Here is an 11,702-nt window from a genome sequence, read left to right as displayed (position 1 = left end):
GGATTCAGCAGTGGCAGCACAGGGTGTGACGGCCGGAGCCCCGGCCCCGGAAGCGCCCCCCGCCGATTCGCGCCAGCGGGCCAAGGCCCTGCTGATGGGTCTCCAGGAGAGCATCTGCGCGGGCCTGGAGACCCTCGATGGCGAGGGACGTTTTCAGGAGGAGAGCTGGATCCGCGACGAGGGGGCGGCGGGCGCTCGCGGGTGATGCGCGAGGGCCGGATCTTCGAGCAGGGTGGCGTGAACTTTTCCGAGGTGGAGGGGGACAACCTGCCTGCCTCCATCCTCAGCCACCGGCCCGAGGCTCAAGGGCAGCGTTGGTTCGCCACCGGCACTTCGATGGTGTTGCACCCCCGCAACCCCTACGTGCCCACCGTGCACCTGAACTACCGCTACTTCGAGGCGGGGCCGGTGTGGTGGTTCGGCGGCGGGGCTGACCTCACTCCCTTTTACCCTTTCCTGGAGGATGCGCGCCACTTCCACCGCACCCTCAAGGGCGCCTGCGACAGCGTCGATCCGGCCTATTACCGGGTGTTCAAGCCCTGGTGCGACGAATACTTCTTCCTCAAGCACCGGGGCGAAACCCGGGGCGTGGGCGGCATCTTCTACGACTACCAGGACCCCGCCGGTCGGCTCTACAAGGGCCAGGACCCCGAGGGTCTGGCGGCGGCGGCTGGAGCGGCCGAAGGCGACCGGCCCCGCAGCTGGGAGCAGCTGTTTGCTCTTGCAGGGGCCTGCGGCAACGCCTTTCTGCCCAGCTACGTGCCGATCGTGGAGCGGCGTAACGATCTGGCCTACGGCGATCGCGAGCGCCAGTTCCAGCTCTACCGGCGCGGTCGCTACGTGGAGTTCAACCTGGTGTTCGACCGGGGCACGATCTTCGGGCTGCAGACCAACGGCCGCACCGAGTCGATCCTGATGTCGTTGCCGCCGCTGGTGCGCTGGGAGTATGGCTACGTCCCCGAGCCGGGCAGCCGCGAGGCCCTGCTCACCGACCTGTTCACTCGGCCCCAGAACTGGCTGGACGACCCCAGTCTTGACGAGCGCTGTCGGCCGCACCAGGCGGTTGGCTGAGGCCCTGCTCCAGGGCGCTCACCACCCGCTCGGCGATGGCGGCCAGGGCTGCCTGCCGGTGGGCGGGGCTGCGCAGGGAGGCCTCCAGGGTGCCTTCCAGCTTGCCAATCTCCAGGATGGCGATGCCCCGTTTAGGGCCCCCGAGGCCATTCCGGTAATAGAAGGGGTAGGCGCCAAAAGCCAGGGCCAGGCTTTCATCCAGGCGGCTGGGCTGGGCCTGGAGCGGTGGGATTAGGCCGGAGCCGTAGCCATCGGGTCCGTAGGCATCGAAGTGGATTTCCATGGCGTAACCTCCGGCGGCCACGAACTCACGACCCACGCTCCAGGTGGTGCGCGGGTCGTCGCCACTGGCGATGCTGCGCAAGGGCGGGTCGTAGTAGCGGATGTTCAGGCCCCGTCGTTGGCCGAGGACCACCACGGCCTGGGCCGTCTGCAGGTTCCAGTAGAGCTCGTCGGTCATCGAGGGGTCCATGGGCGCCCAGCGAGCGAGGGCCACCGCCGCCCCCGGCGTACCGGCACCGCCGAGGCCCTGGGAATCGGCGTGGCCCGCCATCACCAGGATCGGGGTGCCCGTGGGCAAGGGCCTTAGGCCCACCCAGTCCTTGGCCAGGGGTGTGCGCGGTCCGGTGAGCGGATCGCGGCTGGGGAGATAGGGGGCCTGGGCCACAGCGCCCGTCGCCACGCCAATCACCAGGGAGAGGGCGAGAAGGGGATGGATCGCTGACTTCATGGCGACGGCTCTCAGATAGGGGATTGCATCAGGGCGCCGTCGCTGGCCAGCTCCAGGCGGGGGCCCAGTTCCAGCTCGAGGGCGATCAGTTCATCGCGGTGGGCGCGCAGGCGCAGGGTGCTGCCTGGGGCGTCATCGGCGCTGAGCAACCGCAATTCCACCCGTTCCTGGCGGCGGGCCCGCCGCTGGTAGAGCACCCCGGCCAGCGGGCCCAGGGCGGTGAGCAGCAGGGGCCACCAGCCGAGGGCCGGCAGCAGCTGGCGCAGCACCAGGCCCAGGCTGGCGGCCCCCACCCCGCCCAGCAGCGAGAGCAGCAGGGCCAGGCCGTTGCTGGCTCCCACGGTTCCGGTGAAGCTGAGCAACCGGCGCTCGGGGTTGCCGGTCTCCGCCTGCCAACCACGGTCCTGCAGCCACTGGCTGAGGCCTCCGAGCACCTCCAGGGGCGGCCGCGGCGAGTGCACCTCCACCACGGTGGTGCGGTCCTTGCTGGCGGCCCGCAGGAAGAACACCAGGCCTATCGCCATCAGCAAGGTCAGCAGCAGGGTGGAGGCCAGGGTGGGGGCCATGCGGTGGGGTATCGCGATGGGACCCATTCTCCCCCACATCCCCGGGCCGGCGCGGGGGGCTCGTACGAGGCTTTGCCACCATGGCCGCAACTGCCTTGCTGCCATGGCTCCCTCCTCCGCCCCCGCCGCCGCGCCCGCCCGCTTCGCCGTCTTCGATGGTGACCTCGACGCGGAGTGGCAGGCCCTGTTCTCCGCTTCCGGCTCGCTGGCGGTGGACACCGAGGCGATGGGCCTGATCCATGGCCGCGATCGGCTCTGCCTGGTGCAGATCGCCGACGACCAGGACAACGTCTGCTGCCTGCGCATCGCCCGGGGCCAGAGCGAGGCCCCTTTGCTCAAGCAGGTGCTGGAAGCGCCCGGGATCGAGAAGGTGTTCCACTTCGCCCGCTTCGATGTGGCCGCCCTGGCCGAGGGGCTGGGGATCGCCGTGCAGCCGATCTTCTGCACCAAGGTCGCCAGCCGCTTGGGCCGCACCTACGCCCCGCGCCATGGGCTCAAGGATGTGGTCCAGGAGCTGGTGGGGGTGGAGCTCGACAAGCAGGCCCAGAGCAGTGACTGGGGCCGGGTGGACGAGCTCAGTGAGGCCCAGCTGGCCTACGCCGCCAACGATGCCCGCTACCTGCTGGCGGCCCGGGACCGCTTGGCGGCCATGCTCGAGCGCGAGGGGAGGCTGGAGCTGGCCCGCCGTTGCTTCGCCTGCATTCCGGTGTTTTCGGATCTGGATCGGGGGCGCTTCGGCTCGGTGTTCGAGCACTGATGTTCGAGCGACCCCTTGTCAGTCCTCGTCCATGTAGTTCATCTCGCTCGCGACGGCGGTGAGCAGGGAATTCAGCATCTGGCCGTGGGCGGCGCTGCCGGCGCGGGCGTCCTCGGCCATCCGCTCGGCGAGTTCGATCTTGGCCTCGATCGCCCGCAGACCTTCCTGGGCCGCCCGCAGATCCACCCTGCGGCGGGCTGAGGCGAGGCTGATGTTCAGCAGGCTGGCCAGCTGGCCATAGGCCGCGGCATACGCCTGGTTGGTGGGGGCGGCCATGGCGTTGGATCAACTGGTCCCATCTTGACCCGGAGCCCGCAGCAGCTCCCGCTCGATGGCGGCGGCGATCCGGGCACTCCCGCCCGGTGGTCCCATGCGACGGCGGCCGATGGCTCCCAGTCGTTCCCTCAGCGCGCCATCGGCCAGCAGATGTTCCACTCCCTCCGCCAGCTCCGCCGCGTTCATGCAGACCCGCACGGCCCCTCCGAGCAGGCGGCTCTGGCGGCGGGCGAAGGGGGCCTTGAACTGGGGCCCGGGACCCGGCAGCGACAGGGCCGGGCAGCCCAGTCCCACCACCTGCTCGGTGGCGGTGCCGGCCGTGGCCACCGCCAGGTCGGCGGCCCTGGCCCAATCCGCCAGCTTCCCAGGGCCCAGAAGCAGCCGTAGGGGGCGCTGGTGATGCCGCCAGGCGGCCACGGCGCCGCTGCCGTTCGGCAGGGGGCTGCGCTCCAGGCCGAGCCGTTCCAGGATCGCTGCGATGGCCTCCTCCCCGGGCTGGCCGCCGGTGGCCGCCAGCACCTCCAGGGGCTGCCGGCAGCGCAGCAGGGCCTCGATCAGACGTTGAAGGTTGCCGATCGCTTCAGGGCTCCGGGAGCCCATCAGCAGCAGCACGCGCCTGGCTCCGCCACTGGGGGGCAGCGTGTCTGCCGATGCGCCGAGGCCGTCCATCATTGGATTTCCCGGGGCCAGGGCCCGCACCCCGTGGCGCCGCAGTCCCCGGGCGGTGAGCTGGTCGCGGACGGCCACCAACCGGCAGCGCCTCTGGCCCATCAGCGCCCATTCCCAGGGATCCCACTCGCTGCCCTTGAGCCGGTGGTAGGCATCGGCGAACAGCTGGTGGCCTGGACCGCTGCGCCAGGTGTAATCGCTCTTGGGGGTGCCGATGAAGCCAAAGGGGGCGCCGCTGGCGCCCGCCAGCAAAGGGGCAGCAGGTCGCCCACCGCCAGCAGCGGCTGACCGCTCGCCCCCCAGCGCCGCACCAGCCTCCATTGGCGCAGGCTCAGCAGCGGCAGACCCGCCGCCAGATCACGCCCCAATCCCCGCAAGCTCTGGTTGCTGAAGCCGCCGCTGGGCAGGCGCTGGCGGGGGCCAACCCTTCGCAGCGCTCCCGTGGCTTCGAGTCCGGCAAAGGCGTCTCCTTCACCCACCAGGGGCAGCACGGCCAGCTGCAGTTCGGGTTGCCGCCGGCGCAGGGCGAGGATGAGGCGAAGGGCGATCTGATCCTCCCCGTGGCCGTTGCTCAGAACCAGCAGACGGGAAGGCATGTCATGGCTGATACGATCCGCTGCAGGGAGTTTGCTCCCCACCGGCGGCATGGCCAAGTGGTAAGGCAGAGGATTGCAAATCCTTTACCCCCAGTTCGAATCTGGGTGCCGCCTCTTCGTTGAGGGCTGGGGCCGCTCCGGTCAGAAGCTGGCCTGGGCGCGCCAGCGCTCGCCGCTCAGGGCCTTGGCCTCACAGCTCACTTCGCTGGGGCCCACCTGGCAGCTGCCATCGGCGGGCCACGCCTTGGGCAGTCCTTCGGCCAGCCCGCGTCCATCGAAGGAGCTCTCGCTGACGCTGCTCAGCTCGGCGCGCACCGGAGCCACCGGCTCGCATTTCCCCTGGCGGCAGCGCATCGGTTGTTGGCCCTTGGGCAGCACCCCGACGAACACGAGCAGGTTGCTGCCGTCCCGCTTCGGGCCACTGGCGATGAAACGGATCGTGAGCAGCCCTTCGACGGCCTGGTCCACCTGCACCCGGCCGCAGCGGGAGGGCTCCTGGCCCTCCAGGTTGCGCTCGCACTTGCCTACGTCCCACTGCCAGCGTCCGAAGCCCTCGGCCCCGTCGCCGGCGAACGAGGGCCCCAGGGGGCCAGGGCTGCAAGCAGGACAGCCACTGCCAGGGAGGCGAAGGCATGGCGGCCTGAAGGCGGGTGCACCGTTCTGGTCGCCCGCTTCGCTGTCCCGACGGGCGAGCCCGGAGTCACCATCGCGTTCGGCTGAGGAGTAATCCCATTGTGGTTCGCCAGGTGCGGACTCAATAGCCCCCATCGGCCACGCACATCCCCTGGCAGCGAAGACCATTGCTGGCTGTGCGCAGGCAGTGGAGGCAGAGGATGGGGTCCGATCCGACGGGCTCAGGCGTGGAGATGGAATCGGGCGCGGGGCTGGTCACCGAGCAACCCGGGATTGGAGTGGGGACTTGGTCCTGGGGCAACCGTTTCCTCTGGGGGTATGAGCCGGAGCTCCATGATCCCACTCTCCGCGCCACCTTCCTGCGGGCGGTGGCGCTCGGTCTGCGCTTTTTCGACACCGCCGATTCCTATGGAACGGGCCGTCTGGCGGGCCGCAGTGAGACGCTGCTGGGCGCCTTCGCCGCCGCCTTGCCCGAGCAGCGCCGGCAGGAGCTCACCCTCGCCACCAAGCTGGCACCGTTCCCCTGGCGCCTGGGCCAGGGCGGCTTCGATCGGCCCTTTGCGGCCTCACGGGAGCGCTTGCAGGGCCGGCTCGATCGCGTGCAGTTGCACTGGAGCACAGCTCGCTACGCCCCCTGGCAGGAGGCACCGCTGCTGGATGGTCTGGCCCGGCTGGTGAGTGACGGGGCCGTGGCCAGCCTGGGCCTTTCCAATTTCGGCCCGCGGCGGCTGCGCTGGGCCCATGAACGGCTCCAATGGCAGGGGTGCGGCTCGCCAGCCTCCAGGTTCAGCTGTCCTTGCTCGCTCCGGCGCCGATCCAGCCGGGGGTGTGGCGGAGGTCTGCCGGGAGCTGGGGATTCAGCTGATCGCCTACAGCCCCTTTGCCCTGGGGCTGCTCACCGAGGGCCCGGCCTCGGAGCGGGCCTTACCGGCGGGTCCCCGCGGCAGCCTGTTTCGCCGGCTGCGGCCCCGGATCCAGCCGCTGCTCGAGGAGATCGGACGCATCGCCGATCGGCACCAAGCCACAGGCGCCCAGGTGGCCCTCAACTGGTGCCGCAGCCATGGCGCCATGCCGATCCCCGGCCTGCGCACGGTGGCCCAGGCGGAAGATGCCGCCGCCGCCCTCAGCTGGCGGCTCAGCGCTGCCGAGAGCTCTCGCCTCGATGGGTTGTCGTCGGGGCTGGGGGCGTCGATGCCGGCCAACCCCTTTTCCAGCGACTGAAAGGGGTCCTGCGAGGGGTGTGGGCCGTTGGCTCAGAGCGCCTGGCCAGAGGGATCTGGGGTGAGCACCACGGGCATCGTTTCCCGCCGCACCGGAGGCTCCGGGGATTGCCGCAGCAGGGGCGCCCCGTGGCCTGACTCTGGCCCCAGAGGGCCAGAGAGCGCCAGGCTGGCGGTGGGCTCTGGGTTGTCGCAGGCGGCCAGGGCCTCCTGGAGCAGCGAATCGAAGATGACGATGGGCAGCCGCTGGCGGGCGATTTCGAGGAAGGCGCTGCTCACCGATTCGCCGGCGGCCGAGGGCAGCCCCGGGTTGCTGCGCCGATGCTCCTGCTCCTCCTCCACGGCGCGGATGAACCGCTCGGTCACATCGCGTTTGGTGGAGGCGCGGATCTGGGTCTCCCGATCGACCGAGGTGAGCGAGAGCTGGCACTCCAGTTCCTGCAGGCGGCGGTTGAGGCTTTCGAGCACCTCTTGGGCCTCCTCAACCACTTTGGCCAACTGGCCATCGGAGAGCCTGGGCAGGTGGGCGACGTAAACCTTGCCGTGGTCCCTGAGGGTGAGAAAGGTGGGCCGGAAATTGCCCCGGCTCGAACCGGGGAAGGCCTCGCGGGGGCGCTGGGGTCGGTTGGGGGGAAGCGGGCCTGCGGAACTGCGGCGGCGGGTGAGCCGTCCCGGCGATGAATTACTGGACGTCAAAAAACGAACCTATGGAGAATGAAACGGATGTCGCTGCGGCGTCGAATGGGTGTGAATCCCTATGGGTCGCACATTAAGCAATAGATAGTGTGCCCCGGCGAATTCGGCAGGACTTGATGCCTCAGCCGGGGAGCCTCACCAGCGCCCCATGGCCCTCGGGATCGTTCTCCACCTGGCCCAGCACCCAGGCGTCGTGGCCGCTGGCGGCGGCGGCGGCCATGGCGGCTCCCTCGGCGCCGTCGGGAACCACCAGGCAAAACCCCACCCCCAGGTTGAAGGTGTTCCAGAGATCGTCCTCGGGGACGCTGCCCTGCTCCTGCAACCACTGAAACAACTCGGGCCGCTCCCAGCTGTTCGGGTCGATGCGGGCCCGCAGCCCACCGCCCAGGCACCGGGGCAGGTTTTCCGGCAGGCCACCACCGGTGATGTGGGCCATGCCATGGAGGGGCACGGACTGGGCCTTGAGAGCGCTCACCAGGGAGCCGTAGAGGCGGGTGGGGGTGAGCAGGGCCTCCAGCACAGGACGGCCGCTGTGGGGCAGGGTGGTGGTGGCCTCGGTGCCGGCGGCCTCAAGGATGCGCCGCACCAGGCTGAAACCATTGCTGTGGACGCCACTGCTGGCCACCGCCACGATCCGGTCCCCGGCGAGGGTGCTGCGGCCGTCGATCAGCTCGTCCTCCTCGACGACGGCCACGCAGAACCCGGCCAGGTCGTAGCGGCCCGGTGCATAGAAGCCCGGCATTTCGGCGGTTTCGCCCCCCAGGAGCGCACAGCCGCTCTGCCGGCAGCCGTCGGCGATGCCCTCCACCACGGCCGCCATGGCCTCGGGGCTGAGCTTGCCGGTGGCGATGTAGTCAAGGAAGAACAGCGGCTCGGCGCCAGTGGTGATCACGTCGTTGACGCACATGGCCACCAGATCGATCCCCACCGCGTGGTGCTGGCCGTGGGCCTGGGCCAGTTCCAGCTTGGTGCCTACCCCATCGGTGCCCGCGACCAGGAGGGGCCGGCGCAGGCCCGCAGGCAGGCGGCAGAGTCCACCAAACCCCCGAGCCCCCCAGCACTTCTGGCCGGCGGGTGGAGTCCACGCTGGAGCGGATGCGTTCCACGAAGGCCCGTCCGGCCACCACATCCACGCCTGCTGTGCGGTAGTCCATGCGGGTATCGCCCTTTCCCTGATCCTCCGATGCCATCGCCCCTGGGGCGCCGTTCTTTCCCGACAGACTGTGGACAATTCCATTATTGGCACAACAAGCGATCAGCCGAGCTTATGGGGTCGATTCGGTTGTCTGATCAATTCCGGTTGACGGAGCCGTGTTCAGGCCTGTGGGTGGCAGGGATCAGGCAATTGATGATGAATACTGATCAATCTTGGTCCCACGGCTGCTCACTTTTTTGACTGCATTCACGGGTTAACTTTGCGTCGTTGTCAATTCCCGTTAGGAACTCAGCCGACTGGTTCGCTCCACAAACTCTCCTATTCGTGAGGGAGCAACCACAGTCAACAGCCCACTGAATTTCCAGTAACTGCTGTTTTACCCGGCGAGTTCCGATTGTTATGCGTCGTACCACCTCCCTCGGGGCCCTGGCCCTCCTGCTCTCCGGCAGCAGCGTTCTGATCCCCGCCATGGCCCAATCGGGCCGCACGATCAGCGGCGAGGCCATCGCCTCCGCCCAGTACAGCGAAGAGTTGGCCGCTCCTGCCGCCACCACCAAGCTGGCGATCCGTGAGGTCCAGGAACCTGCTCCCGCCGCAGAACCGCTGCTCCGTCCGATCACCCCGCCCCTGCCGATCGCTCCGGCGCCGGTGGCCCCCGGGTTGTGGCTACGAGCAGTGGTCAGGCCAGCTGGTATGGCCCTGGGTTCTTCGGCCGTCGCACGGCCAATGGTGAACGGTTCCGTCCCGGCACCCTCACCGCAGCCCACCGCACACTGCCCTTCGGCACCAAGGTGCGTGTCACCAACCTCTGGAACGGTCGCACCACTGTGGTGCGGATCAACGACCGCGGCCCGTTCCACGGCAACCGTGTAATCGACCTGGCCCATGGTGCTGCCAGTCAGCTCGGCGTTGTCGCCAGTGGCGTCGCCCAGGTGAAGCTCGAAGTGCTGCGCTGAACCTCCGCCTTGACGGATCCCCAGGCCCATCCGCCACATTGGCGGGTGGGCCTTTCCGTTGAGGGCGCTTGCAACTGCTCCAGACCCGCGTCGAACTGCTGCACTGGTGCGCTACGCCGGCCCAGAGAACGGTGCCGCTGCACTTCGTCCCCACCATGGGGGGCCTGCACCGGGGGCACAGCAGCCTGGTGGAGGCGGCCCGTCGACCCGTTGCTGGCCTGGAGCCCAGGGTGCTGGTGAGCGTGTTCGTCAACCCGCTGCAGTTCGCACCAGGTGAGGATTTCAGCCGCTACCCCAGGCCCCTTGAGGCGGACGAACGCTTGGCCAGGGAGGCCGGCGCCGATGCCCTGTTCAGGCCCAGCGTCGAGGAACTGTTCCCGGGGGAGGGCCAACTCACACGGCTCAGTCCCCCCGGGAGCTGCAGGAGGTGCTCTGCGGTCGCCATCGGCCCGGCCACTTCGATGGGGTGGCCACGGTGGTGACACGCCTGTTGGGCCTGGTACGCCCCGAGCGCCTGATGCTGGGCGAGAAGGATTGGCAGCAGTTGGTGATTCTCAGGCGCCTGGTGGCCGACCTGGGCCTGCCCTTGCGCGTGCAGGGTTGCGCCACCGTGCGGGAGAGCGATGGTCTGGCCTGCAGCTCCCGCAACCGCTACCTCAGCGCTGCGGAGCGCCTGCAGGTGCAGGCCTTGCCCCAGGCCCTGGAGGCCGCCCGGGGAGCGCTGCGGGCGGCCGGTGACATGGTCAATGGCGTGGGCAGTGGCGTTTCAGGCGAGGCGCTGGTGGCGGTGGTGCGGGAGGCCCTGGGGCGGGCCCAGCTGGAGGTGGAGTACGTGGAGTTGGTGCAACCCCATAGCCTGGCACCGTTGCCCCGATTGGATCGCCTTGGCCTGCTGGCCGTGGCCGTGCGCTGTGGCGGCTGCCGCCTGATCGATCACACCGTTCTGATGACCCGCCTGCCCCTCGTTGCCATCGATGGACCCGCCGGAGCGGGCAAGAGCACGGTCACCCGCGCCTTCGCCGCTCGCATGGGCCTGGTCTACCTCGACACGGGGGCCATGTACCGGGCGCTCACCTGGTGGGTGCAGCAGCAGGGGGTGGATCCCAGCGATGGGGCCGCGATCGAGCCGCTGCTGCAGGGCCTCGACCTGCAACTGAGCACGGCGGCGGGCGGCGAGCAGCGGGTGTGCATCAACGGCCATGACGTGAGCGAGGCCATCCGCAGCCCCGACGTCACCGCTCAGGTGTCCATGGTGGCGGCCCACGCCTGCGTGCGGGCGGCCCTCACCCGCCAGCAGCAGGCCATGGGCGAACGGGGGGCTGGTGGCCGAAGGCCGCGACATCGGCACCGCCGTGTTCCCCCACGCCGATCTGAAGGTGTTCCTGACGGCCACGGTGGAGGAGCGGGCCCGGCGGCGGGCCCTCGATCTTGAGCAGCGGGGCTTCCCGGTTCCTCCCCTTGCCGAGCTGGAGGAGCAGATCGCAAGCCGCGACCACGCCGATGCCAGCCGGGAGGTGGCCCCCTGCGACAGGCCCCTGATGCCCAGGAACTGGTCACCGATGGGATGACGATTGAGTTGGTGATCCAGACCCTGGTGGACCTGTTCCGCGAACGGGTCCCGGAGGAAGCTTGGCCAGGATCTTGACGGTTTGTTTCGAAGCCGCCCTGGGATACTCCCCCACACCGGTAGTGTTTGAAGCAAGTTGAATTCAGAAGGCGCTTCTCGGAATGTCATCAAGCACAACGACAGCGAACTCTTCATCGGCAGCTTTGAACTATTCAAGCGCTTCCGATTCCACAATTCGACGTCCATCCAAGCGTCCTCTAAGCAGCGGCGATCATGCCTTTGGCATGATGATCCATTCCATGGTGAGCATGGTTAAGAATGGCTCCTCTCGTTGAGGCGAGCAAGTAAGCCGGCGCAAGCATCTTCCAGCAGATCGAGCACATCTTCAAACCCATTATCGTCGCCGTAGTAGGGATCAGGGATCATTGTTGCTGAAAACTTGCAGCAATGATTGGTGATCGGCTCTATTAAGGCAATTTTGTCTTGGTCAATCCCACTTTGTGCGGCCATTCTGCATACTTGCTTGAAGTTTTCCTGATCCATCGTAAGGATCCGATCGAAATTCATGAGATCGTCCTCTGTGATTTGGCGTGCCTTGCTGAGTAAGTTGACCCCGCGTTTCGCCGCTGCTGCCCGCATTCTCTTGTCGGCATCATTTCCGACGTGCCATGCTCCCGTCCCTGCAGAATCGACAAGATAGTTAGACTTGAATTCGGTTAAATCCAACAGATGAAGAAAAATCCCCTCGGCAGCGGGCGATCGACAAATGTTGCCTAAACAGACGAAAAGGATACGCTGTGTCATGTTCA

General features: G+C 68.2%; 9 protein-coding genes, 1 tRNA gene and 5 pseudogenes. 6 read left to right on the top strand and 9 right to left on the bottom strand.

The annotated features are described in order from the left end of the window. Nucleotides 1-94 precede the first annotated feature (94 nt). Nucleotides 95-1,071, top strand: a pseudogene (gene hemF, locus AAF143_RS03505) (oxygen-dependent coproporphyrinogen oxidase). Here the strand turns inward: hemF and AAF143_RS03500 are convergent. Together AAF143_RS03500 and AAF143_RS03495 are read right to left on the bottom strand one after the other, a co-directional pair. Then, nucleotides 998-1,753: a dehydrogenase gene (locus AAF143_RS03500; protein WP_414026517.1), complete on the bottom strand. Its 756-nt coding sequence runs from the start codon at nucleotides 1,751-1,753 to the stop codon at nucleotides 998-1,000. The pseudogene hemF and the gene AAF143_RS03500 overlap by 74 nt on opposite strands. A 59-nt stretch (nucleotides 1,754-1,812) precedes the next feature. Then, a complete protein-coding gene (locus tag AAF143_RS03495; protein ID WP_255009517.1) occupies nucleotides 1,813-2,367 on the bottom strand; it encodes a cofactor assembly of complex C subunit B in 555 nt (184 codons plus the stop codon). Nucleotides 2,368-2,470: 103 nt separating this feature from the next. Between AAF143_RS03495 and AAF143_RS03490 the strand changes: the two genes are divergently transcribed. Then, nucleotides 2,471-3,124: a ribonuclease D gene (locus tag AAF143_RS03490; RefSeq protein ID WP_255009515.1), complete on the top strand. Its 654-nt coding sequence runs from the start codon at nucleotides 2,471-2,473 to the stop codon at nucleotides 3,122-3,124. A gap of 18 nt (nucleotides 3,125-3,142) precedes the next feature. Here the strand turns inward: AAF143_RS03490 and AAF143_RS03485 are convergent, their stop codons facing one another. From AAF143_RS03485 to AAF143_RS03475, 3 genes are read right to left on the bottom strand one after another with little or no spacing between them, the layout of a single operon-like run. Then, nucleotides 3,143-3,400, bottom strand: a complete 258-nt coding sequence (locus AAF143_RS03485) for a hypothetical protein (RefSeq protein WP_255009513.1) — start codon at nucleotides 3,398-3,400, stop codon at nucleotides 3,143-3,145. A gap of 9 nt (nucleotides 3,401-3,409) precedes the next feature. After that, nucleotides 3,410-4,285 (bottom strand): lipid-A-disaccharide synthase-related protein, encoded by an 876-nt coding sequence (locus AAF143_RS03480; RefSeq protein ID WP_414026883.1) that lies wholly within the window; start codon nucleotides 4,283-4,285, stop codon nucleotides 3,410-3,412. Further along, nucleotides 4,171-4,665, bottom strand: coding sequence for a hypothetical protein (locus tag AAF143_RS03475; RefSeq protein WP_414026516.1), 495 nt, complete (start codon nucleotides 4,663-4,665; stop codon nucleotides 4,171-4,173). The genes AAF143_RS03480 and AAF143_RS03475 overlap by 115 nt, the downstream gene beginning before the upstream one ends. A gap of 43 nt (nucleotides 4,666-4,708) precedes the next feature. Between AAF143_RS03475 and AAF143_RS03470 the strand changes: the two genes are divergently transcribed. Beyond that, nucleotides 4,709-4,779: transfer RNA gene (locus tag AAF143_RS03470), tRNA-Cys, on the top strand. Nucleotides 4,780-4,806: 27 nt separating this feature from the next. On the opposite strand, the gene AAF143_RS03465 is transcribed toward AAF143_RS03470, so the two are convergent. Further along, nucleotides 4,807-5,433: a hypothetical protein gene (locus AAF143_RS03465; protein ID WP_414026515.1), complete on the bottom strand. Its 627-nt coding sequence runs from the start codon at nucleotides 5,431-5,433 to the stop codon at nucleotides 4,807-4,809. Nucleotides 5,434-5,531: 98 nt separating this feature from the next. Between AAF143_RS03465 and AAF143_RS03460 the strand changes: the two are divergent. Further along, nucleotides 5,532-6,519: pseudogene (locus tag AAF143_RS03460) on the top strand (aldo/keto reductase). Nucleotides 6,520-6,551: 32 nt separating this feature from the next. Here the strand turns inward: AAF143_RS03460 and AAF143_RS03455 are convergent. Both AAF143_RS03455 and purM read right to left on the bottom strand, forming a co-directional pair. Next, nucleotides 6,552-7,214 carry a hypothetical protein gene (locus AAF143_RS03455; protein ID WP_255009506.1) on the bottom strand — a complete coding sequence of 221 codons (663 nt, stop codon included), beginning with the start codon at nucleotides 7,212-7,214 and terminating at the stop codon, nucleotides 6,552-6,554. 121 nt (nucleotides 7,215-7,335) lie between these two features. Next, nucleotides 7,336-8,368, bottom strand: a pseudogene (purM, locus tag AAF143_RS03450) (phosphoribosylformylglycinamidine cyclo-ligase). 401 nt (nucleotides 8,369-8,769) lie between these two features. Here purM and AAF143_RS03445 point away from each other — a divergent pair. Both AAF143_RS03445 and AAF143_RS03440 read left to right on the top strand, forming a co-directional pair. Beyond that, nucleotides 8,770-9,326, top strand: a pseudogene (locus tag AAF143_RS03445) (septal ring lytic transglycosylase RlpA family protein). 131 nt (nucleotides 9,327-9,457) lie between these two features. Continuing rightward, nucleotides 9,458-10,971: pseudogene (locus AAF143_RS03440) on the top strand (bifunctional pantoate--beta-alanine ligase/(d)CMP kinase). Nucleotides 10,972-11,205: 234 nt separating this feature from the next. Here the strand turns inward: AAF143_RS03440 and AAF143_RS03435 are convergent. Continuing rightward, on the bottom strand, nucleotides 11,206-11,697 hold the full coding sequence (locus tag AAF143_RS03435; RefSeq protein WP_255009500.1) for a low molecular weight protein-tyrosine-phosphatase: 492 nt from the start codon (nucleotides 11,695-11,697) through the stop codon (nucleotides 11,206-11,208). Nucleotides 11,698-11,702: the final 5 nt, after the last annotated feature.

The sequence above is a fragment of the Cyanobium sp. ATX-6F1 genome (assembly GCF_047395825.1).
GTDB lineage: Bacteria > Cyanobacteriota > Cyanobacteriia > PCC-6307 > Cyanobiaceae > ATX-6F1.
The sequence above is the reverse complement of the archived record's forward strand: the minus strand, read 5'-3'. Positions and strand labels throughout refer to the sequence as shown.